Source organism: Paenibacillus sp. 102, from assembly GCF_039549175.1.
Taxonomy (GTDB): domain Bacteria; phylum Bacillota; class Bacilli; order Bacillales; family Bacillaceae_G; genus Bacillus_A.
The window spans coordinates 507,329-530,301 of the sequence record NZ_JBCGHT010000002.1 but is presented as its reverse complement, the minus strand read 5'-3'; the positions used below and the strand labels follow the sequence as shown (position 1 = coordinate 530,301).

The window sequence follows — 22,973 nt, the reverse complement described above, 5'->3', positions numbered from 1 at the left end:
TGATACGGCAAAGTGCGTTACATTTGTAACGAATTAAGGTGGCACCACGGGAGTACCCGTCCTTTCTATAGGATGAGTACTCCCTTTTTGTGTATAAAAATAAATGAACTAAATAAACTAAATCGTTTAAGTAAGAAGAGTACGTATATTGGAGACGTTCCAGAGAGCCGGGGATAGGTGGGAGCCCGGTGCGGTGCCATATGCGGAATGGGCTTACGAGAGGTATGCTGAACCGAAAGAAGTAGGCAACCCGGGTTCCGCCGTTACAAGGATAAGGTATATATTTGTACCTGAATAAAGAGGGATGCTTCTGCATCCAACATGAGGTGGTACCACGGTAAATTTATCGTCCTCTACATATTTCGATATGTAGGGGACTTTTTTTATTTTAAATAGTGAGGTGGCAGTCATGATAACGAAAGAACAATTTAACATGCAAAAGGAACAAGGAAAGACATTTTTAGTAATCGATGAAGAAGAAGGAGATAGTGTGACGCCGATTGCTTTATATCGCCAGATGAAAGGTGAGAAAAAATTCTTACTCGAAAGCTCCCAGCTTCATCAAGATAAAGGACGTTATTCTTATTTAGGACGCGATCCATACGGAGAAGTCAAAAGTAGTGGCGAAGCAGTAGAGATTACGATAAATGGTAGGACAAAGAAGGTAGAAGAAAATGTATTACAAGTATTGAAAAGGACACTTGCGCCATCAAAAGTGGAAAGTCCATTTCCATTTTGCGGAGGAGCAGTTGGATATATTGGTTATGATGTGATTCGGCAATATGAAGATATTGGGGAAGAACTATTTGACCCGATCGATATTCCAGAAGTTCATGTATTACTGTACCGAGAGTTTATTGTATACGACCACTTACGCCAGAAACTATCGTTTGTATATGTATACAGAGAAGAGGATACGGGCTCTTTTGAAGAAGTGCACGAGAGATTGCAGGCATATAAACAAAATGTTTTAAAGGCAGCGGAAGAACATGTGACAGAAATCCAGTCTTCTCTATCCTTTACTTCTTCAATAACAGAAGAAAAGTTTTGTGAAATGGTAGAGAAGGCAAAAGAATACATTCGAGCCGGTGATATTTTTCAAGTTGTGTTATCTCAGCGATTGCAAAGTGAATTTATAGGAGATTCATTTGCATTATACCGCAAGCTTCGGATTGCGAATCCATCGCCGTACATGTTTTATATTGATTTCCAAGATTATGTTGTACTCGGTTCTTCACCGGAAAGCTTACTTTCTGTACGAGATGAAAAAGTGATGACAAATCCGATTGCAGGAACAAGACCACGCGGAAAAACAAAGCAGGAGGATGAAGAAATTGCGAAGGAGCTCTTAGCCAATGAGAAAGAGCGTGCGGAACATATGATGCTCGTAGATTTAGGGCGAAATGATATCGGACGGGTGAGCGAAGTCGGTTCTGTTGAGCTAGATAAGTATATGAAAGTAGAGAAGTACTCGCATGTTATGCATATTGTATCCGAAGTTTCCGGAACATTGCGAAAACAAATGGATTCTTTTGACGCATTAGCTTATTGTTTGCCAGCTGGTACCGTATCTGGAGCACCGAAAATTAGGGCGATGGAAATTATAAATGGATTAGAAACGGAAAAAAGAAATGTGTATGCCGGAGCGGTCGGATATATAGATTTTTCCGGAAACCTTGATATGGCGCTTGCGATTCGCACAATGGTTGTAAAGGACCAGAAAGCATATGTGCAGGCGGGAGCTGGTATTGTCTATGATTCAGATCCAACCTCTGAATATGAGGAGACGTTAAATAAAGCGAGAGCGCTACTGGAGGTAATGAAATGATTGTACTCATTGATAACTATGATTCATTCACTTATAACTTGTATCAATTGTTAGGAGTATATGAGGAAGAAATTATTGTACTGCGCAATGATAAAGTGACGATTCAAGAACTGGGGGAAATGAATCCAAAAGCAATTATTCTTTCACCAGGACCTGGAAAACCAGAGGATGCAGGAATTTGCATCCAGGTAATTCGGCATTTTTATAAAGATGTTCCGATCCTTGGCATTTGCCTTGGACATCAAGCGATCGTTTCAGCGTTCGGCGGTGAAATTGTAAGGGCAGAGCATATAAAACATGGGAAAACATCACGTGTAAAACATAATGGTACATCGATATTTTCATATATCGCGCAGCCGTTAACTGCGATGCGCTATCATTCGCTCGTAGCAGCGAAGCAGACGATTCCAAAGTGTTTTGATGTATTAGCAACAGCGATGGATGACGGGGAGATCATGGCAGTTCGCCATAATTATTATCCACTCTTCGGACTTCAGTTTCATCCGGAGTCAATTGCGACGGAAGAGGGCGGAAAATTAATACGTGCATTTTTATCCAATGTGAAAGAGGAGGAGAGAGTATGAATCAGTACCTTCGTAAATTAGTAGATGGAATAAATTTAACGGAACAAGAAATGTATGAAGCAGGTCTTCTCTTATTAAGTGAAGATATTTTAGAAAGTGAAATTGCAGCCTTTTTAGCATTGTTAAAAGCAAAGGGTGAAACAGCAGATGAAATATATGGTCTCGTTCGTGCACTTCGGGAAAAGGCATTACCATTTGCAAGTCATATAAAAGGAGCGATGGATAATTGCGGAACGGGCGGAGACGGAGCACAAACATTCAATATTAGTACAACATCGGCGTTCGTGCTTGCCGGGGCTGGTGTGAAGGTGGCGAAACATGGGAATCGCGCTGTGTCTAGTAAAACAGGGAGTGCGGATCTATTAGAAGAACTGGGTGTAAATATTGCATGTACCCCGAGAGAAATTGACTATTTATTAGAAAAGGTAGGCATAGCTTTTCTATTTGCGCCAGCGATGCATCCAGCACTGAAACGAATTATGAAAATAAGAAAAGAGCTAAATGTACCAACCGTCTTTAATTTAATCGGCCCGCTTACAAATCCGATTGATTTAGAAACACAGTTTGTTGGCATATACAAACGAGATATGTTATTGCCGGTAGCAGAGGTATTGCAAAAGCTTGGCAGAAAACAAGCGCTTGTTGTAAATGGAAGTGGATTTTTAGATGAAGCCTCTCTGCAAGGAGAAAATCATGTGGTGATTTTAAAAGATAACAAGATTATAGAAGAGAGCATTACTCCAGAAACGTATGGATTTTCTCGGGTGAGCAATGAAGAGATTCGAGGCGGAAATGCAAAAGAAAATGCAAATATTACACTGCAAATACTAGAGGGGAAAAAGAGTGTATACCGCGATACGGTTTTACTCAATGCAGGTCTTGCACTTTTTGCGAATGGAAAAGCAGAGACAATTGAAGAAGGAATTCATTTAGCGGCTCAAAGTATTGATTCTGGAAAAGCATTATCGAAATTGAATTTATTAATTGCAGCGAGTAATAAAAGATTAGAGAGGGTGAACTAAATGGAAACCATTTTAGACAAGATTGTCGAGCAGAAGAAAAAAGAAGTAGAAGAGTTATACAAAACATATATACCAGTGAAAGAAAAAAGACAGGTTTACTCACTTGTGGAAGCACTGAAACAATTTACAGTTATTGCAGAAGTGAAGCGAGCGTCGCCATCTAAAGGTGACATCAATTTACATGTAGATGTAGCAAAACAAGTAAAGACGTATGAACGGTGCGGGGCAGGAGCTGTTTCTGTTTTAACGGATGGTCAGTTTTTTAAAGGATCCTTTCATGATTTAGAAGCGGCGAGAGCAAATAGTAATATTCCGCTTTTATGCAAAGATTTCATCATCGATACCATTCAAATTGATCGGGCATATGAAGCGGGAGCAAATTTTATTTTACTTATCGTTGCTGCACTACCGAAGCAAAAGTTAGAAGAGTTATATGCATACGTAAAAGAAATCGGATTAGAGGCAATTGTAGAAGTTCACGATGAAGCAGAATTAGAGGTAGCACTAGAACTAAATCCTCATGTGATCGGAATAAACAACCGAAATTTGAAAACATTTGAAGTGGATCTTAGCGCAACTGAAAAGCTAGGGAAACGATTAAATGAGGAAAATAAACTTTGGATTAGTGAAAGCGGCATTCATACGAAGGAAGATATTACACGTGTCAAAAAAGCCGGTGCCAAAGGAATTCTTGTTGGAGAAGCACTTATGACTGCACCTTCCGTACAAGACTTTTTTCAATCACTGAAGGTGACAATATGAAAGTAAAGATTTGCGGCATTACCGATGTAGAAACAGCAAAACTTGCTTGTGAATATGGTGCAGATGCCATTGGATTTGTGTTTGCGAAAAGCAAAAGGGAAATTGCACCTGAAAAGGCAAAACAGATTATTGAGAATATTCCAGCTGATGTAATGAAAGTAGGCGTATTTGTAAATGAATCGATAGAAGTCATCCAGAAAATCGTAAATGATTGTGGCTTAACGCATGTACAACTGCATGGGGATGAAGGGAATCATCATATTAGAAGATTGAATATTCCATCTATAAAAGCAATTGGTGTACATTCGAGTGAAAATATAGAACAATCACCAGGATATGAAGCAGATTTTCTCTTATTTGATAGCCCGAAAGAAAAGTTTCATGGTGGAAATGGTAAAACATTTTCATGGCAGTTACTAGAGCATATGCCAAATGCCATTCGTAAAAAATGTATTTTAGCTGGTGGATTACACCTTGGAAATATTACAGAAGCGATTGAAATGGTTCAGCCATATATGGTGGATGTCAGCAGCGGAGTAGAAACAGATGGCAAGAAAGATAGCGAAAAAATAAAACAATTTATTAGAAAAGCAAAGGAGTGTTAAACATGCAATATGCATACCCAGATGAAAAAGGTCACTACGGTATATACGGAGGACGTTACGTTCCAGAGACGTTAATGCAGTCTGTTTTAGAATTAGAAGAAGCATATAAAGAAGCGATGCAAGATGAAGCGTTTCAGAAGGAATTAGATCATTATTTACAAACATACGTTGGAAGAGAAACACCGCTTTATTTTGCTGAGAATCTGACAAAGTATTGCGGCGGGGCAAAAATTTATTTAAAACGTGAAGATTTGAATCATACAGGAGCTCATAAAATTAACAATACAATTGGGCAAGCACTTCTTGCAGTGCGAATGGGTAAGAAAAAGGTTGTAGCTGAAACAGGAGCTGGACAACACGGAGTTGCAACGGCGACGGTATGCGCCCTACTTGGTTTAGAGTGCGTCATTTTCATGGGAGAAGAAGATGTGAAACGTCAAAAGTTAAATGTTTTCCGAATGGAGCTATTAGGAGCGAAAGTGGAAAGCGTTGCAGCTGGTAGTGGAACATTAAAAGATGCAGTAAACGAAGCCCTTCGTTACTGGGTTGCACATGTGCATGATACGCACTATATTATGGGATCAGTTCTTGGACCTCATCCATTCCCGCAAATTGTACGTGATTTTCAAAGTATCATCGGGAAAGAAACGAAGAAGCAATACACAGCATTAGAAGGGAAGTTACCAGAAGCAGTTGTTGCGTGCATCGGCGGTGGTAGCAATGCGATGGGGATGTTTTATCCATTTGTACATGATGAAGAAGTTGCCCTTTATGGTGTGGAAGCAGCAGGGAGAGGGGTTCATACAGAGAAGCATGCGGCAACATTAACAAAAGGAAGCGTTGGCGTTCTGCACGGCTCGATGATGTATCTCCTTCAAAATGAGGAAGGACAAATTCAGGAAGCACATTCTATTTCAGCAGGGCTGGATTATCCAGGTGTTGGGCCAGAGCATAGCTTGCTAAAAGATATTGGCCGTGTCTCTTACAACTCAATTACAGATGACGAAGCGCTGGCTGCATTTCAGTTACTAACGAAAAAAGAAGGCATTATCCCGGCATTAGAAAGCTCGCATGCAGTGGCATATGCATTAAAACTTGCGCCTACAATGAAGAAAGATGAAGGGCTTGTTATTTGTTTATCGGGTCGTGGTGATAAAGATGTTGAAAGCATAAAACGCTATATGGAAGAGGTGTAAATGATGGGAGTAGAAAGAATTACGGCAGCGTTTCAAAATGGAAAAAAAGCATTCATCCCGTATGTAATGGGAGGAGATGGTGGTCTAGAGAAGTTAAAAGAGCAAATTCGTTTTCTAGATGAGGCAGGAGCGAGCATTGTTGAGATTGGCATCCCGTTTTCTGATCCAGTTGCAGATGGACCTACAATTCAAAGGGCAGGAAAACGAGCATTAGATAGTGGAACAACGCTCGGAGGAATCTTTCAAGTATTGGCGGAAGTAAGGCAGGAAGTAAATATTCCATTTGTACTCATGACCTATTTAAACCCGATTTTAGCATTTGGAAAAGAACGGTTTATAGGAAGCTGTCTGGAGGCTGGCGTGGATGGAATTATCGTTCCAAATCTGCCATATGAAGAGCAAGATATTATTGCACCACTCCTTCGTGATGCGAATATTGCCTTGATTCCACTTGTTACGGTAACGAGCCCGGTTGAACGGATTGAAAAAATTACGAGAGAATCACAAGGATTCGTCTACGCGGTAACAGTTGCAGGTGTTACGGGAGCTAGACAGGACTTTAAACAAGAGATTCATAGCTACTTAGAAAAAGTAAAAGCACATGTCCATCTCCCGGTAGTTGCTGGATTTGGGATTTCAACGACTGAGCACATTGAGGAAATGATTACTGTGTGTGATGGAGTTGTTGTTGGGAGTAAGGTAATTGAGTTGTTAGAAAAAGAAAAGAAAGAAGAAATTTGTGAGTTGATTACTGCGGTGAAATAGATAAGTACAAGTTGAAAAAACTTTTCTTTTTTAGGTGGGAGAGAGGATCCGGCCATTCATAGGATCGGTCAGTGCCTTTTTTAGTCCCATGCCGGGTGAAAACAAAGGGAGAAAACGAGTGGAGATCCGCTTTTGTTTTCATAGCAGATTATATGTGGAAAATCAAAATGGATTTATCCCACATTAACTGTCCGTAAAAGCCCGATTGGTGAAGGCTAATAATCAGTGGGGGATGAAGAAAACCCCCACTAATTAAAATTTCAATTTATATAAGAAGAGGCTACCTGTAAAGGAGCCTCTTTTATTATTAACCTAATGGATTTTTACCAAATCGTTTCCAAAGTTTTGGGAAACGATTTGCTAATCCTTCTTCATCATCTTCATCCCAATCGAATTCAATATCAGGCATAGATGAATCTTGTCCTTTTTCATCTAATAAAGAGTCAAATTTATCCCAAATATCATCGTCCCATTCTACATCTCCCGTTTCTTTTAAAGAAAAAGCTTCAAGGGCTACACTTAACATCTCTTCAAATTCCGGAATAATTTCTTCCTCTTCATAAAAATCAGGAATTAAGTTTGCTAGATTATCAGGATTTTGCATGGCGGATTCAAACGTTTCTTGCCCACATGCGATGAGCCAACCTCTGAAGTAATCAAAGGAATCGTCAGAGCATCCACCTAAAATAATATAGGCAGCTGCCCATAAAGAAGATGTATAAGATTCTTTGAAAGTATTTTGAAAATGGATTTCATAATCAGCGATTTCATCTGTAGATCGCGAAGCTAATTGTTCAATGAGCCAATCGCTCGTTTCATCTTTTGCATTCATTTCTGAAATGAGTTGCCAAAATTGTTCTTTATTCATTATTAGCACTCCTTTTAAAACGGTATTTGTTTGTAGTGTAACATTTTTTCAATCCTTCACTTGATAAAGGATAGCGAAAAACTGTTGTGAAATGAATTGAATATTCTGACGTCTGTTATATAATAGTTACAATTGTATTTTATAAGAAATGAGGTGATGGTATGGCTGTATTATTAGCCCTTATTCCGATTATGATGATTTTCATTTGTTTATTTGTATTTAAGCAAACATCATTAAAAGCATCACTAATTTCCTATGCTGTATGCGGTGGAATCGTTTTACTAATGCCAATGTTTCGATTACAAATAGGAGAGGTAATGCATGCAACTATTAAGGGCTGGTTAATTTGTTTTATTGTTGGCTATGTTTTGTTTTTTGGTATTTTTTTATTTCACCTCATGAATAAAATGGGGTATATCGACCAAGTTGCACGTTTTATCGAACAAGTTACACATGATCGATTATTACAAATGCTCCTGATGTGTTTTGGAATTTGTCCACTTATTGAATCAGTGAGCGGATTTGGAATTGGTTTTATGGTGGCCGCACCAATTTTTCTTTCGCTCGGCTATAAGCCATTCCAGGCTGTTTTACTATCGTTTATCGGTTTGTTGGCGAGTTCCTGGGGAGCGATGGCAACGGGAACGATTATTGGATCACAGCTTATCAACATGCCATTAGTAAACTTAGGTTCTCGTACAGCCTTACTAAGTATTCCTTTCTTTGCATACTTTGTCTTACTCTCTTTGTATGTAGTTGGCGGTTGGCAAGCAGTGAAGGGAAAATGGAAGGAAGGGTTCGGTTTTTTTCTCTTATTTTCTATATCAATCTATCTGTCTAATGCATACGTAAGTGTTGAACTAGCAGGGATTTTAAGTTCCATTGTAACAATTACATTTGGCTTTCTTATCATTAAAATGACAGCGAGGCAAGGGAAGGAGTTTTTATCAGAGCATGCTGCAACGACGCAGCGAGAAGTTTCTATCGTGAAAATTATAAGCCCGTATTTATTTTTAACAGTTTGTATCTTGCTTTCTCGTCTCATTCCATCGCTACATAATATGCTTGGGTCTTATGCTGTTCTTGATTTACCGGCGTACTCTTACAAACTAGCATTACTATATTCACCTGGATTTTGGCTTGGAGTTACATGTTTATTTACCATCATTTTTTTCCGTATTCCTTCTACTATTATAAAACAATCTTTATCGCAAACGATAAAACAATGGATACCGTTTGCGATTACAACGACAATGTTCATTGCCATTTCAGAATTAATGGGCGCCGCCGGTATGCACACATTATTAGCAGAAGCAGCAGGAAATACATTTGGAACGTTATTTGTCTTTGTTGCCCCGTTCATCGGTGCAATTGGTGGTTTTTTAACGGGAAGTAACGCAGGATCAAATGCAATGTTTATTAAACTACAAATGCAAACAGCGCAGAATGTGGGGCTTCCGTGGCAATATGTTACGACGCTGCAAAATACAGCATCATCCGTAGCGACAATTGCTTGTCCATCACGGATTACACTCGGCGCTTATTTATGTAATATTCCTTATCGTGAGAACGAATTGTTAAAGAAGACGACACTTATGATTTTGGGAGCAGTGTTGATTGTGCTGGTGGAAGTTGCCGGATGGTATGTATTGCAATAAAATATTTGATGAAATCCTCCTCTTTAGGAGGATTTTCGTTTGTTAGTGGATAATTTATAAAAGAACAAGTGTTTCTATTTCATGAAGAGGAGAGGATCCCATGCCCTTAAAAAACTACGGAGTTCTAAAAGGCATAGCACTACAATCTATGATTGGAAAAGGGAAAACACCTCATTATCAAGTTCATTTGCAAGACAAATCAGGAGTAGATTATCGCATTGCAATTAATGTAAAATCACAAAGTTACCCATCCGAGGTATTATATTTTGCAAGTGAAAATATGAAGTCGGAAGCCATTAGTATTTTACCGACATTACCATTTGGATTTACAGAAATTAAAAATAATGAACCGAAAATTGCACTAGATTACGTGAGGGGAAATTTATTTGATTCAAACCAGATGATTCCATTGCCACCTGAAAAGCCAGGACAAAATAATGATTTAAATGAAAAAATCGAACACTATATAAAGCGTGCAATAGAGGAAAAGGCAATTATTTATGCATTTGGAGAACGATGGGGCCCAGAAAATGATAGACCTGATCGATACTTCCATTTTACTCCTGGTAACGGCATCCATGATATTCATATGAACCAAGGAAATGTGGAGGAGTGGAAGAATGACGATGGTGTGTGGCAAGATGGCGGCATATTAATCCATTTTGAGAAAGAGAAAGAGTGGGTTGGGATTTTCCTTGCATTTCAGTCGCAATCTTGGTGTACAGATGAAGAGGGGCATGCTCGTGTTCCGGTAGAGCAGTGTAATTATAAAGGGGGAAATTAAGCAAAACAGCTAGTTCATCGCGAACTAGCTGTTTTAATTTTATAGCAAATAAAGCTAATGCATACAGCGATACATGAAAATAGTATCGCGATGCTAGAAAAAGCAAGTACATACATATTATATTTCACTACATTCCCTATCAACTGATTACTATCATAATGAAACAACGCTGCTACCGTATTGAATAGGAACAAGACGATAAATATAGTAATCACACCATCTAATGAACCTTCTATATCTGGTTTACTCAAAGCAATGTGTGCAGAGATACAAATCGCGATGAAAAGAAACAGCCAAAAGGAAGGGGTAGAAAGGTTACTAATCGTAAAAAGGCTTTTTAATAAGAGAAATGATGATACAAAAATATTTTGCAGCATATCGATATTTATAGAAGTAACTTGTGTATTTGTTTCAAGAGCATGTATAAATACCGAATAAGATTGTGGTACGAAATAATACATCAAAAGTATTAAGGTGGCCATTCCTGAAAAAATAGGAGCAATTCCAATGAAGAAATTTCCTATTCTTTGATATATACTTCCTTGATTATATTGATGTCTTACATAACCTAAATAACCGTTACTTGTATTGGTTGGAAAGAGTTGCATTGCTGCAATTTGATGTCTGAATACGACGCACATAATAGCATGACCAAGTTCATGGATAGGGACACCGATCCATGCGGATAAAAGGAAGCCTTTCTTGCCAAAAGCTCTCGTCCAATATGTTCGTGTAAGAGATTCTAAATAACCTAATAGAAAACCAACTAAAATGATGATACCGATTAAAGAGAATAGTTGCACGAAACTAGTAATAAAGATTTGAAAAAGTGAGTGTACAAGTTCCATAATTTTTGTCCAATCTATTATTTTTTATGGTGTATAAGCTTTTTCATATTGTATATAGATAGAAAGGTTTTTGTCAAAATGTTACTAGAAAGAAAGGCGAGATTCTTGTAGTCATGTTTCCTCTCCTCGTACATATATTGAATTTGTAGCAGCTTAGAAGATACATGCTAAGGGGGAGATGGTAGGATGACGTGTCCAAATTGTAAAACTGAGCATACAGGTGAAGCGAAATTTTGTGGTAATTGTGGGCATGCACTGACAGAACAAGCCGCGGGACATCGTGCAGAACAGCAGTTGATCAGGTCAGCACCTACGCAGGCAGTAGCCTCGAATGAAAAGGTAGAGCAAGCAAAGCAATTTGCAAGTGGTTACTTTCAGTTCTTTAAAAATGCATTGAAAGCTCCGTCAGCAATTATGAAGAGTGGACATATTGAGGTAAGAAATGGGATTATCAGTCTTGTTCTTATTTGTTTTTTATTTGCTTGTATGTTTTATCGAATGATGAGTCAGGCTACATCGGTGGCAACGAGATTCGCACCTGAAGTACCTGCGCCTTCATTTTTTGGAGAATCTGTTAAAATTTTTCTCTTTTTATTGATTTTAGTTCTCTTTGTTGGATTTATTGTTTTTGTAAGTGGAAAGCTGATGAAATCATCTTTTTCCTTTTTGGAAACATTGGGTGTTTGGGGGACAGTATCGACACCAGTTGTCGCTGTGCTTGTTATCGCACTTTTATTTAGCTTTTTAACAATTTTTTTAGCGGCATTCTTTTTAGGGATTGCTGTATCGTGGATGAGCGTATGTATGATCGTTTCAATAGTAAAGTTAGACCGAGGTGGATTAGACCCAGTATATACACTTATTGTTGCAAATATTTTGATTTCAATTGTAAGCTGGATTATCCTTTGGTCTTATATACAAACAATCATTAATACCTTAACTGGAAGTTTCTCAGGCTTCTACTAAAAAGGTGGCTGAACGGATGAGCGTGTGTACAAAATGCGGTTCACAATTAATGGGTGGTGTACAGTTCTGTCAAAGTTGTGGAACGAGAAGAAGCGAAGAGGAATCTCATATACGAAGGAAGATGAGTACAGGAAAGAAAATATGGATTGGAGCTATCATTCTTCTTATTCTCAGCTTTGGCGGGGCATACATGTATGGGGCAAATTATTATTCTGCAGAGGCGCAAATTGATAGGATAATTACAATCTTACAAGAAAGAAATACGGAAAAATTTATTGAGATTGTGACAACAGATGATCCGCAATTTGTAATAGATAGGGAGAGTATAACACCGTTATTTGCGTATATAAAAGAATCCCCTTCCTATATTCATGATTTAAAAGCTTCTATACAACAGCAAAAGAAGAAGCAAAATGATGTAGAAAAAGTAGACTTTGTATTAACGAAGGATGGAAAATACTTATTTTTATTTGATCGATATAAATTGAAAGCAAAAACGTATTACGCATCGCTTCTTACAAATGAAAAAGATGCGTTGTTAAAAGTAAATGGAAAAGAGTTAGATAAGGCGACTGATAAAATGTTTGAAAAGCAATATGGACCATTTTTTCCAGGGATTCAAACGTTTCAATCAGAGTTTAAAAATGATTATGTGAAGCTAAAGCGTGAAGAAAAGGTTGTACTTATAAAGCAAAATCAAAATAATGTAACGGTAGATTTATCGCTAAAAGGCCATTACATCACGATTCAAACAAATGCAGCGGGAGCAACATTATATGCCAATCAGAAACCGATTACGACGCTGACAGGAGAAGAATTTAAGTGGGGACCGGTAGCTACGGATGGGAGCGTCTCTATTTATTTAGAAAAAGAGGGCGCAAGCGGAAAAGAACGAACAAAGGTGGAACCTATATCAACAGACCAACACTATACATTATCGTTTCAACAAAAAACTGAAGAACAACAGAAACCACCTTCTTCACCGCCAGTAACAACGAAGTATGTATATAACGGATTTTTCTTTCCTGATAGTCATATTCGTAAGTTAACAAATGCAGAGCTAAACTTCTTAACAAAAGAACAATTACGGATTGCGAGAAATGAAATATACGCTCGGCATGGGCATATTTTTCAGAAAAAAGATATGCAAGCATACTTTTTAAGACAGTCATGGTACAGAGAAAATCCGTATTATACAGGAGAGTTGACTGATGTAGAGACGTATAATGTTGAGCTGATAAAGGCGAGAGAATAAGAATGTATATTGTACAGATAGAATAAAATGATGAAAGGTACATCAACAATTATGCTGATGTATCTTTCTTTATTTATATGTAATGAAATGATAGGAGAATCATTTCATTACGTATAAATATAATGTAAAGGATGTGAATAAAAACCAGATTATGTGAAGGGATGTATGATATAAAAAGAAAAAAGGAGTTATTTATGGCGAATCTGGAGAATGTAAATAGTAGAGTTGAAACAAAGGAGTGGTTTGGTGAACTATGTAATTATTGGCGGGGACGCAGCTGGTATGAGCGCAGCAATGCAAATCGTTAGAAATGATAAAGGTGCAAAAGTCATTACGTTAGAAAAAGGTGAAATATACTCATATGCACAGTGCGGACTTCCATATGTGATTAGTGGTGCGATTGCTTCTACTGAAAAATTAATTGCCAGAGATGTGAAGACATTTCGTGATAAGTATGGAATTGATGCGAAAACAAATCATGAAGTAACAAAAATTGATACTGAAAATAAAACTGTACATGGTATACATACGAAGGAAAAAATAGAATTTCAATATAAATATGACCGCTTGTTAATTGCGACGGGAGTTAGACCTGTTATGCCAGATTGGGAAGGTAAGAATTTGAAAGGGATTCATCTTCTAAAAACAATTCCGGATGCCCATAAAATATTGGAGACACTGCAGCAACAAAATGTTGAGCAAGTAACAATTATCGGCGGCGGTGCAATTGGTCTTGAAATGGCTGAAACATTTGTGGAGCTTGGGAAAAAGGTACGAATGATTGAAAGAAATGATCATATCGGCACGATTTATGATGCGGATATGGCAGCACATATACATGAAGAAGCAGCCAAACATCATATTGAAATTTTAACAAATGAAAATGTAAAAGCTTTTAAAGGGAAAGATAAAGTTGAATGGGTTGAAACAGATAAAGGAACGTATAAAGCGGATCTTGTATTAGTATCAGTTGGAGTAAAGCCAAATACAGATTTTCTTGAAGGAACCAATATACGTGTAAATCATAAAGGTGCCATAGAAGTAAATGCTTATATGCAAACAAATGTGGAAGATGTTTATGCGGCAGGAGACTGCGCAACCCATTACCATATCATAAAAGAAACGCATGATCATATTCCAATTGGTACAACTGCAAATAAACAAGGACGTCTTGCTGGATTAAATATGATTGATAAACGGAGAGCATTTAAAGGAACTCTTGGTACGGGTATTATCAAATTTATGGGACTTACATTAGCGAGAACAGGTTTAAGTGAAAAAGAAGCGAATGGATTAAAAATACCATATAAAACGGTGAAGGTAGATTCAACAAATATGGCTGGTTATTATCCAAGTGCCACACCACTGTATGTGAAATTATTGTATCGCGCGGATACAAAACAATTACTTGGTGGACAAGTAATCGGAGAAGAAGGCGTGGATAAACGAATTGATGTCATTGCGATGGGCTTATTTCATAAAATGAGTATCCACGATTTAGAGGATGTCGATTTAAGTTATGCTCCGCCATACAACAGTGTTTGGGATCCGATTCAACAAGCAGCACGGCGAGCGGAATAGCACTTTTTATAGAAGTGCTATTTTTTATACTGAAAAATCTATGATATAATATTCACTCTTGAAAAATAGATGCCGCAAATATCGGAATACAAATCTTATTATGATGTAAATACATAGGAGTAAGTAATGAACGACGCTGGAGGATAAGAAATGGCAATAAATATGAGAACAGTAGAAGAGTGGATGGCAGAGTCAAATGCAAGACATGAGGAAGACTTTGGAGAAATTGTCCAAGAAGTAAAAGAACTATGCATTGCGATTGATAACGCTACTTTAATTTATCCGAAACATGTATTTTGTTTTGGAAAGAAAGCTGAAGTGTTCTTCTTTTTCCAAGATCATGTTGTCATTGGTCAAGCGCAAGAAGAATATATTCAAGTTGAAAAATTAAAGTATGAGAACATTACAGACATAAGCCTAAAAACAAATGATAAAAGTACAACATTAGAGTTGAAATTCTCTAATGGAAATTCTATTATGCTAGATAGCTTAAATGATAATTGCGGAGCAAAGAATTGGTTATTTGCAAGACAGATTAAGAGCATATTTAAATTAATCTAGTAGAAAAAAGCAGATCTTAGAAGATCTGCTTTTTTCTATTATTTTCTCCCTACTATACAAAGGCAACCCTTTTCTTCATAACAGTTCGGATGTTTTAACTATGCAAATATCCTTTAAGCCAAGTGCGCGGCCGATAAGGACCAACCGGAATTTGAATGAGGGTCGTTTTTCGAGTCGTATCCACCTCATACAATTTGTCACATAAGTTTGCGTCAAACCCTAAGAGCGGATGTCCTCCCATATTCATAGCTGAGGCTGCTAAGACGAGCTTTTGTACGAGCATTCCAGCTTCCATTTGTTGAATCCGATATCCTCTATAACCTAAATGGTCTTTTAAATAATCTTTATTTCCCATTACATGTAAACAGAGTGGCACTTGAAAGAGGTTTACATTATCCATTGTCATACCAGATTGTAAAGAATGGCGTAGATCTCCAGGTTGAATTTCTTTTAATGTATGAGCACTACTGTCATAGGAATATGCCCCATTTGGCAAACCTTCTATGTTATAAAAGCATCCGTATAGTGAGACGCGTGCTTTACGATTGGTATGTTTTCCGTCTAAATCATTTTGATAAGGAAAGGAAAGACTTGCTTCTTGAAGTAAGGTAGCGAGCTGCATTTTATTTATTTTTTGTAAGATGAAGTCTAGATCAGGTGAATATCGTTTTTGACAAACGGATGCAAAATCGTATGATAATCGCTGCACCTCAGGGAGCGTTAAAGTTTGTGTATGATGTGAAGCAGTTGCGTCTTCTGTTATAGTTTGAAAGTGCTCTGTTGATTCTAGCATGGAAGCTGTGTTCATTTTTGTTAACATAGGATACTTTGTAACGTCTTGTGAGCGAATAAAGTGTTCATGTTGCAGAAGGGGGAGTTCTTGAGATAGTTCATGTGATGAGATATTTTTTTCTAATGTATCCCCCTGGTGAAACCATTCCGCTGTAGGTTTACTAGATAACGGAATAACCGCGTATACACTTTCTTCTTGTTCAGATAGTCCGAGTAAGTGATTCATAGCTCGATCAAGAAATTGAAAATATACACCAGACGTATAGCCGAATTGTTTCGTGACTTCTAGTAATTGACCGATGAGTACGCCAGCATCTAGACCTTGGAGCCGATAAGAAAAGTTATTATATTTAAAGAAATTTTTCCAAAACATAGTTGATACGAAAGAGATACCGAAACAAGCGGATAGATCACAGCGATTCCCGAGTGCCTGCATCAGATAAGAGTCGAAATTTCCTTCCCGAAGCAAGATCAAACGATGATGTGCTACGTCGTAATGGTAGATGCCATATGGGATAGTTTCCATTCTTAAATATAAATACAATTCATTTGGATACAAAGCTCCTCCTGAAGGAATAAACCTTCGATATATATTTCTTGTTTTCTCTTGATCTGAATGGAAAGAGGGTTGGCAAATTTGAGTCAAACCGAACGTATACCAAAGAAAATGCCCTATGTTTTCTAGAGTAGGCTCAGTAGACACATTTTGATTTCGGAATGTTAATGGCACCTCAAGAGAAAGAGGAATGATAGGTAGACCGCGATATAGTTTATAAGGAAGTGGTGAATCTTCCCAGTTAACATCTTCATTTACAGGCATAATTTCATCGATAGAAAAATGTAAATTGTGTAAAAATGTCTCTAATTCCATGGAATTTCCTCCTTACAAAGCGGATTACGGAAACGGATGGGGATGCGGATTCAGTTCTTCAAACGCTAGCGGATTAGCCGTATAACCAAGTTCCATCGGTACGTTCATTACTCTTTGTAGTCCGGATATGCGGGTAAGGTGATGACCAAATGTCATTGGTAGCATGCCAGGGATTAAGACTTTTACACAATGTAAGCCGTTTTTTCGAATAGCAGGAGCTGTTTGATCAACGACGATTACTTCAAGTCCTAAGCGAGCAAATCTATCTAGGAGGTGCTTGAGGTCTACAGTTAAGTCGGTATCACTAGATGGAAGGTGATTCATTTGATCAAATGTTTGTAAAGGCTGGTCATTATTTAATAAAAATTGAAGACGCTCTTCTGCTTCAGGTAAACCGTATAACATACTATGATCTTCCATTTGTGTTACAAGATACGGATCATGTAAAAATTGTTCATATTTTTGCCGGTTTTCTTCAAATTTTTCATCCATTGTAAGTAACATACCAGCTAGCTCATGAATCGCATTTTTTACAGCTCGCACTGGTTCCATATGAGCTCCGCCAGCACAGATAAGGTTCATTCCGTTCTGTTTTGTATTTTTAGCAATTGCCCATATACTCGGAATTCCATGTTCCATCGTTGCATCAAAAACATGTAAATCATAGCCTGTAACTGTGCGCATTCGTTCAATCATCAATTGTAATTCTGCATCGTTCGCAGAAGCTAAATCAAGGCGAGAGAGTGGTAATTGTGCATACCAAGTTAGTAAAAAGGCATCGCGTTCTACTATTTCTAAAATACCGTGAAAAATCGCTTCTTCTAAACTTCCCCCGATGGCACAGCCGTTAGAAGTTTCATAAACAAATCCGTCTTTGTGCCCTAAGCTGTAATATGCAACGGATTCTGGTATTAACACTGGGCGATTTTGTAATAAAGAATAGCCCCAGACCCAATTTTGCGGATCATCAGGATGAAATGGCTTAAACGGGAAATTAGGCTGGTTATAATGTTCACTTGTATGTAGGCCAAGTGTAACAGGATTGATAGCTTTGTCTTCTAACTCATGATAACTACTATGAATTTTTGTCTGTTTCCCGCGCGGAGCAATTCCGCAATATCGTTCCAGTCCTTCTAAAATCGCTGTTGACTCGCTAATTGTATATGAATGTGTTCGGCCTGCAACTCCTTCATTCCCTATAAGCAAAGGCATATTTACAATGACGTCAGCGAATGGTAAACGGGAATTTTGCATTTTTCCGTTTAAAAGTCCGGTTCGGTAGTCTAAATAATCTTTCGTTAAAAAAGTATTTAAATCGTCTATGGAACGACAACGATAACTGTCACTGCTCGTTTTGAAGCAGGGTTGTAGTGATACAGGTGCAGCTGCTTTGGTATCATCAGGTAATGAGCTACACAACGGGCATAGAGGATCGGGGAGAAATGAATGACGTGAGCATTGAAATGTTTGCATGTTAAATAAAAGTAGCTCTTCTTGCAAAGTTGCATGATGCTTTGTCAATATTTTCTCTGTTTCTGCATGAATGAGGTGGCTCATTTGTAAAAGTCCGTTTTGTGTTGCATATATATCCCGCTCTATACCCTCATCGCTTTCCGTTAAAAGTTTCCGCTGTAGTTCCCACATTTCTTTTCGATCATAACCAGCTATGAGCCGCCTCGCATCAGCGCAATGAGAGCACCCTGGTTGATCGGGCCTAATGTAAGGACCGATGATACCTTCGCCAAATGAAATAAAGCCCCGGAGCCAAGGGATGTTAGCGGATCGAAATATTTCTTCTGCTTTATGATAAATAGAAGGGGAGCAACCATCGTGTAATACGAGAGCAAGGTGGATATCTTCAGGGACTGTTTCTTCGAGAGTATTTTGACGAATAACAGAATAGTGAACGGATAATTGTTGCTCGACATAATCTGCGAGGAGACCTTTTCCTACAAGCAATACGTTTGTATCCATCAGTTTTCCTCCTCACTTATTAGCACGCCAACTACACTGCCCAAACCTTCTTGTAGAAAAGGTTCGACGGCTAAATCAAAGACGATAGGATGAAGATTATTTTCTTTTAAGTGTTGTAAGGCTGATTGTAAGGTTTCTAATTGAGGAATCTCCTCTTCGCTTTGTATTTCAACTCTAAATGAGTCCGTGTCTTGCACGAAAATAGATGAATCCGATAATACATAAGAGTTAGAAGGGAGCTGTTGATTTTGCACGTGCAGTAGTGCTTGCTGTAATGAGTTTCTTAGCGCTAATGTTACATTTAAATCAGTGCTACCATACCACTGATTGTTCATGCGGGTCCAAACGACAGGAAAACCGAACACTTCTTCACCAATTCCAATTTTAGGTGTTTCATGCATTGTTGAGAGTGCATTTAAATAAAATTGACAGTGTGTGTCGTTTATTTCGGTTAACTGCAGAGGAAAAACGTTTTCTGCTTGAGTAAATTGTCGTTTTTGTAAAGTGGTTGTTAAATAATTTTGTAATCCCCGATATACACCTTCTAACATTGTTTCTCCCGCTCCAATTCCAATGCATTCGTCTTGTTCTCTACTGAATGAAGAGGGGATAAGATAATCAACCATTTGTGATATATATGTCTCGATTCCGGTTAGTCCTGCTTCTCGTCTTGCTTCATCATGAGTTAAACCCCCGCAAATGATAGCAGGTAGGAGCTCAGCAGGTCCTTCTGATAATGGATTGGCAACTTGGATACGGCACTGGGATAAAGGTAATTGTGTTAAATCTTGTTCCTCCCATGTGTGAAAGATTCCAGATTTATTTGAAGTTAACTGGTCGAAAAAGTGGAATAGTTCATTCGAACGATTTTGATCAGAGTGCTGACCGAGTACTTCGTCAAGTCCTTGGATGATGTCTCTGTGCAAGCTTTCAGTCGTGATAAGTGGATGTTGAATGAAAGAATGCCATTCGCCTTCTAGCGTTTCGGAATCTAGTAAAAAGAATTGGTTTTGTTGTTCTCGTTTTGTAACTCCTGTAACGTTTTTGAACAGCTCAAAAACAATGATATTTGCTAACATAGCTCCAGCGATTGGTGAGAAAGGCTCTAGCGGCCAATCTTTTTCCAGAGCTGGCTCATGTATGCGCCGCCAGGCTGATTCCCAGCACACGTTAGAATCTGAAGTAACTACAGGGCCTGCTAATCCTACTTGTTGTAAATAAAGAGCTGGAAGAAAGTTTTTCTTTTCGTCCCTACAAATCTCATGAAGCACTTTTAATTTTTGGATATTACCATTTTCAGATACATATAGAATCCAATCAAATGGTTGAAAAATCTCTCGTAAAGACCAATCTACCGTTGTATCTATTTTTTGAACAAATACATTTTGATCGGTAGTATAGGCTTTTTGTACAAGCTCAACAAGTCGCGTATCATCTGTTGCTGAAGAATCCGTAATAAGACAATGGAACTCAGGTAAGCCAGATTCAAGTAAGGAAGAAACCAATGAAGTAAAAAAAGATCCAGATCCAATTGCTAAGACTTTAGCTTGTCGATACATTTGAAATTGCAGGCTACTGGATTGAGAGAAGTTCTCTAAAAATTCGATTTGTGATGCATATCTCTCAAGTAATGCCTTCCCTAATTCATGGGGGGCATCTTGGCTCACATCCCGAACAAAACCGTTTTGTTGCAAAATCTCGCTAATTTCAAATACCCTATTTTGATAAGGAAGGGGGAGTCCATTTGTTAATTCTTCCAACGTATGCTCTCCGTTAAACATAGGCATTAATTTTTCAATCCATTGGTAAATATCGCTTCCTTGCATCCGAAATGAACTGGAGTTGTTTCTAAAATAAACACCCCCATTTGGGTCGGGAATGAAAAATGTATCTTTGTTCATCTTTAGCTTTGTAGAAGTCCGCAGATTACTCATTTTATTCCTCCTTATCAGTAAGTTTGTTCTAAGCGCACATTATCAGTGTATGTACTTTGATTTGTCCCTTATGATAAGTTAGAAAAGGTTGCCTCTACAGTGAATGTTGTAGAGGCAATCTTTTTCCTTTAAGTAGCTATGCTGCTTAGCAATCTTACCGAGCACCGCCGCCAGCCTGGTGTCCACCACAATGATGTCCACCGCAGTTGTGTCCATTCCAGCAGTGATGCCCGCCGCAGTGATGTCCATTCCAGCAGTGATGCCCGCCACAGTTTTGTCCGCCGCAGTGATGTCCATTCCAGCAGTGATGTCCGCCGCAGTGGTGCCCACCGCAGTGATGTCCACCGCAGTGATGCCCGCCACAGTTTTGTCCACCGCAGTGATGCCCGCCACAGTTTTGTCCACCGCAGTTTTGCCCAGCACAGTTTTGCCCAGCACAGTTTTGTGGGCGCGTAATGTAATAGGACTGAGTTTGAGGGTCCCAAACAGTGACCTCGCCTGGTTGAAAATCATTCAAGCCCAATGATTGAATTTCATTTTGAAAATTATACATGTTAAACCTCCTAGTCATATATAAGCTATTTAGAAGCCAAAAAAAGAGTGGAAGAAAGTAGATTTGTATAGTAAAAGGCAGCTAGAAAATTCTTTGGTATTACTCTCCTCATCAACCTATGAATTCTAGCCTGAGGGTGTGACTTTAAATACACCAAGCATTGATTAGAAGAGGAGAAAGAGAGGGGGGCAGCATAGGTATAAATTGTCTGTTAAAAAAAAGCTGTAGAAAGGTCGAATGTATCGACTCTTTCTACAGCTTCGTGCACTTAGAAAATTTATCAACCTTCTAATAATAATGATTTTGGATCTTCAAGCATTTCTTTAACAGCAACAAGGAAGCTAACTGCTTCTTTACCATCAACGATGCGGTGGTCGTAAGATAGAGCAATGTACATCATCGGACGGTTTTCCATACGTTCTGCATCGATTGCAACTGGTCTTACTTGAATTTTATGCATTCCAAGAATACCTACTTGTGGGCTGTTTAGGATTGGTGTTGACATAAGGGAGCCGAACACACCACCGTTTGTAATTGTAAATGTACCACCTTGTAGTTCTTTTAATGTAAGTTTGTTGTCGCGTGCTTTTTTACCTAGATTACGAATTTCGCTTTCGATTTCAGCGAAGTTTAATTGGTTTGCATCGCGTACAACTGGAACAACTAAGCCATCTGGAGCTGCTACAGCGATTCCGATATCATAGAATTTTTTAATGATAAGCTCGTCACCTTGAATTTCAGCATTTAACAATGGGAATTGTTTTAATGCTGCAACAACTGCTTTTGTGAAGAATGACATAAAGCCAAGACGAACATCATGTTTCTTTTCGAATGCATCTTTACGCTCTTTACGTAATTCCATGATTGCAGTCATATCAACTTCGTTAAACGTTGTTAACATTGCAGATGTTTGTTGAACTTCTACAAGACGTTTTGCAATTGTTTGACGGCGGCGGGACATTTTTACGCGCTCAACTGGTTTTTCAAATTCAGTCGTCATAGCTGGTTTTGGACTTGTTTTTTCTTGTTTAGGCTCTGCTTTTGGTGCGGCAGCATGTGCTTGTACATCGTGTGGTCTTACACGGCCAAGTGGGTCAGTGCTGCGTACTTCATTTAAGTCAATGCCTAATTCACGTGCCATTTTTCTAGCAGCAGGTGATGCGATAGGGCGATCTGTATTTGGAAGACCTTGTAAAGCTGTTTTATTTGGCGTAGCACTTGGAGCCTCAGCTTTTGGTGCTTCAGTAACTTCTTGTTTAGGTTGTTCTGGAGCAGGTGTACTTACTGCAGCGCCGTTTGCATCTAAAATTGCAATGATGTCACCAACTTCAACAGTATCCCCAGGCTCTCCTAGTAGCTTCGATACAATACCTGAATCTTCTGCAATGATTTCTACATTGACTTTATCTGTTTCAAGCTCAACAACGCTGCCACCTTTCTCAACTTTGTCGCCTACGTTGATAAGCCATTGCGAGATAGTTCCTTCTGAAATAGATTCTGCAAGCTCAGGTACTTTAATTTCGATCATTTTAAATGTCCTCCCCTTATTTGCCTAACGGTGTGTTT

At 38.5% G+C, this 22,973-nt stretch carries 20 protein-coding genes and 2 other annotated features (1 of these 22 cut by a window edge); of the genes, 13 read left to right on the top strand and 7 right to left on the bottom strand.

Translation table 11 applies throughout. From position 1 onward, the window contains the following. Window positions 1-67: a binding site (T-box leader), on the top strand; it begins 172 nt to the left of the window's first position. A gap of 49 nt (window positions 68-116) precedes the next feature. Then, window positions 117-357: a binding site (T-box leader), on the top strand. Window positions 358-409: 52 nt separating this feature from the next. Genes trpE through trpA form a run of 7 tightly spaced genes read left to right on the top strand, consistent with a single transcriptional unit; the run spans window position 410 to window position 6,762 of the window. Then, a complete protein-coding gene (gene trpE / locus AAIE21_RS08670) occupies window positions 410-1,828 on the top strand; it encodes an anthranilate synthase component I (RefSeq protein WP_343266386.1) in 1,419 nt (472 codons plus the stop codon). Continuing rightward, window positions 1,825-2,412 carry an aminodeoxychorismate/anthranilate synthase component II gene (locus AAIE21_RS08665; RefSeq protein WP_343266385.1) on the top strand — a complete coding sequence of 196 codons (588 nt, stop codon included), beginning with the start codon at window positions 1,825-1,827 and terminating at the stop codon, window positions 2,410-2,412. The genes trpE and AAIE21_RS08665 overlap by 4 nt, the downstream gene beginning before the upstream one ends. Continuing rightward, window positions 2,409-3,434 carry an anthranilate phosphoribosyltransferase gene (gene trpD / locus AAIE21_RS08660; protein ID WP_343266384.1) on the top strand — a complete coding sequence of 342 codons (1,026 nt, stop codon included), beginning with the start codon at window positions 2,409-2,411 and terminating at the stop codon, window positions 3,432-3,434. Before AAIE21_RS08665 ends, trpD begins: the two co-directional genes overlap by 4 nt. Beyond that, window positions 3,435-4,196, top strand: coding sequence for an indole-3-glycerol phosphate synthase TrpC (gene trpC, locus AAIE21_RS08655; protein WP_343266383.1), 762 nt, complete (start codon window positions 3,435-3,437; stop codon window positions 4,194-4,196). After that, complete coding sequence (locus tag AAIE21_RS08650; RefSeq protein ID WP_343266382.1) at window positions 4,193-4,801, top strand: phosphoribosylanthranilate isomerase; 609 nt, start codon at window positions 4,193-4,195, stop codon at window positions 4,799-4,801. The genes trpC and AAIE21_RS08650 overlap by 4 nt, the downstream gene beginning before the upstream one ends. Window positions 4,802-4,803: 2 nt before the next feature. Then, window positions 4,804-5,997, top strand: a complete 1,194-nt coding sequence (gene trpB, locus AAIE21_RS08645; protein WP_343266381.1) for a tryptophan synthase subunit beta — start codon at window positions 4,804-4,806, stop codon at window positions 5,995-5,997. Window positions 5,998-6,000: 3 nt separating this feature from the next. Then, window positions 6,001-6,762 carry a tryptophan synthase subunit alpha gene (gene trpA, locus AAIE21_RS08640; RefSeq protein WP_343266380.1) on the top strand — a complete coding sequence of 254 codons (762 nt, stop codon included), beginning with the start codon at window positions 6,001-6,003 and terminating at the stop codon, window positions 6,760-6,762. 307 nt (window positions 6,763-7,069) lie between these two features. On the opposite strand, the gene AAIE21_RS08635 is transcribed toward trpA, so the two are convergent. Further along, the gene (locus tag AAIE21_RS08635) at window positions 7,070-7,630 is read right to left on the bottom strand and encodes a DUF4240 domain-containing protein (RefSeq protein ID WP_343266379.1); all 561 of its coding nucleotides are present in this window, start codon (window positions 7,628-7,630) and stop codon (window positions 7,070-7,072) included. 161 nt (window positions 7,631-7,791) lie between these two features. Between AAIE21_RS08635 and AAIE21_RS08630 the strand changes: the two genes are divergently transcribed. Then, window positions 7,792-9,288 carry an L-lactate permease gene (locus tag AAIE21_RS08630; protein ID WP_343266378.1) on the top strand — a complete coding sequence of 499 codons (1,497 nt, stop codon included), beginning with the start codon at window positions 7,792-7,794 and terminating at the stop codon, window positions 9,286-9,288. 100 nt (window positions 9,289-9,388) lie between these two features. After that, window positions 9,389-10,072, top strand: coding sequence for a DUF2278 family protein (locus tag AAIE21_RS08625; protein WP_343266377.1), 684 nt, complete (start codon window positions 9,389-9,391; stop codon window positions 10,070-10,072). Between the two features lie 14 nt (window positions 10,073-10,086). Here AAIE21_RS08625 and AAIE21_RS08620 read toward each other — a convergent pair whose 3' ends face one another. After that, complete coding sequence (locus AAIE21_RS08620; RefSeq protein WP_343266376.1) at window positions 10,087-10,920, bottom strand: hypothetical protein; 834 nt, start codon at window positions 10,918-10,920, stop codon at window positions 10,087-10,089. A 186-nt stretch (window positions 10,921-11,106) separates the two neighbouring features. Between AAIE21_RS08620 and AAIE21_RS08615 the strand changes: the two genes are divergently transcribed. The 4 genes from AAIE21_RS08615 to AAIE21_RS08600 all read left to right on the top strand — a co-directional run bounded on the left by AAIE21_RS08615 (window position 11,107) and on the right by AAIE21_RS08600 (window position 15,283). Beyond that, window positions 11,107-11,886 (top strand): zinc ribbon domain-containing protein, encoded by a 780-nt coding sequence (locus AAIE21_RS08615; protein WP_343266375.1) that lies wholly within the window; start codon window positions 11,107-11,109, stop codon window positions 11,884-11,886. 16 nt (window positions 11,887-11,902) lie between these two features. Then, window positions 11,903-13,141 carry a TcaA 3rd/4th domain-containing protein gene (locus tag AAIE21_RS08610; RefSeq protein ID WP_343266374.1) on the top strand — a complete coding sequence of 413 codons (1,239 nt, stop codon included), beginning with the start codon at window positions 11,903-11,905 and terminating at the stop codon, window positions 13,139-13,141. Between the two features lie 246 nt (window positions 13,142-13,387). Beyond that, window positions 13,388-14,722 carry an FAD-dependent oxidoreductase gene (locus AAIE21_RS08605; protein ID WP_343266373.1) on the top strand — a complete coding sequence of 445 codons (1,335 nt, stop codon included), beginning with the start codon at window positions 13,388-13,390 and terminating at the stop codon, window positions 14,720-14,722. Between the two features lie 150 nt (window positions 14,723-14,872). Next, window positions 14,873-15,283 carry a DUF3908 family protein gene (locus AAIE21_RS08600; protein ID WP_343266372.1) on the top strand — a complete coding sequence of 137 codons (411 nt, stop codon included), beginning with the start codon at window positions 14,873-14,875 and terminating at the stop codon, window positions 15,281-15,283. Between the two features lie 94 nt (window positions 15,284-15,377). Here the strand turns inward: AAIE21_RS08600 and AAIE21_RS08595 are convergent, their stop codons facing one another. From AAIE21_RS08595 to odhB, 5 genes are all read right to left on the bottom strand, one after another. After that, window positions 15,378-16,946 (bottom strand): SagB family peptide dehydrogenase, encoded by a 1,569-nt coding sequence (locus AAIE21_RS08595; RefSeq protein WP_343266371.1) that lies wholly within the window; start codon window positions 16,944-16,946, stop codon window positions 15,378-15,380. A 24-nt stretch (window positions 16,947-16,970) separates the two neighbouring features. Next, on the bottom strand, window positions 16,971-18,920 hold the full coding sequence (locus AAIE21_RS08590) for a TOMM precursor leader peptide-binding protein (protein WP_343266370.1): 1,950 nt from the start codon (window positions 18,918-18,920) through the stop codon (window positions 16,971-16,973). Then, complete coding sequence (locus tag AAIE21_RS08585) at window positions 18,920-20,854, bottom strand: putative thiazole-containing bacteriocin maturation protein (RefSeq protein WP_343266369.1); 1,935 nt, start codon at window positions 20,852-20,854, stop codon at window positions 18,920-18,922. The genes AAIE21_RS08590 and AAIE21_RS08585 overlap by 1 nt, the downstream gene beginning before the upstream one ends. Before the next feature lie 78 nt (window positions 20,855-20,932). After that, window positions 20,933-21,367: a hypothetical protein gene (locus AAIE21_RS08580; protein ID WP_343266368.1), complete on the bottom strand. Its 435-nt coding sequence runs from the start codon at window positions 21,365-21,367 to the stop codon at window positions 20,933-20,935. Window positions 21,368-21,687: 320 nt separating this feature from the next. Then, a complete protein-coding gene (odhB, locus tag AAIE21_RS08575; RefSeq protein WP_343266367.1) occupies window positions 21,688-22,935 on the bottom strand; it encodes a 2-oxoglutarate dehydrogenase complex dihydrolipoyllysine-residue succinyltransferase in 1,248 nt (415 codons plus the stop codon). Window positions 22,936-22,973: the final 38 nt, after the last annotated feature.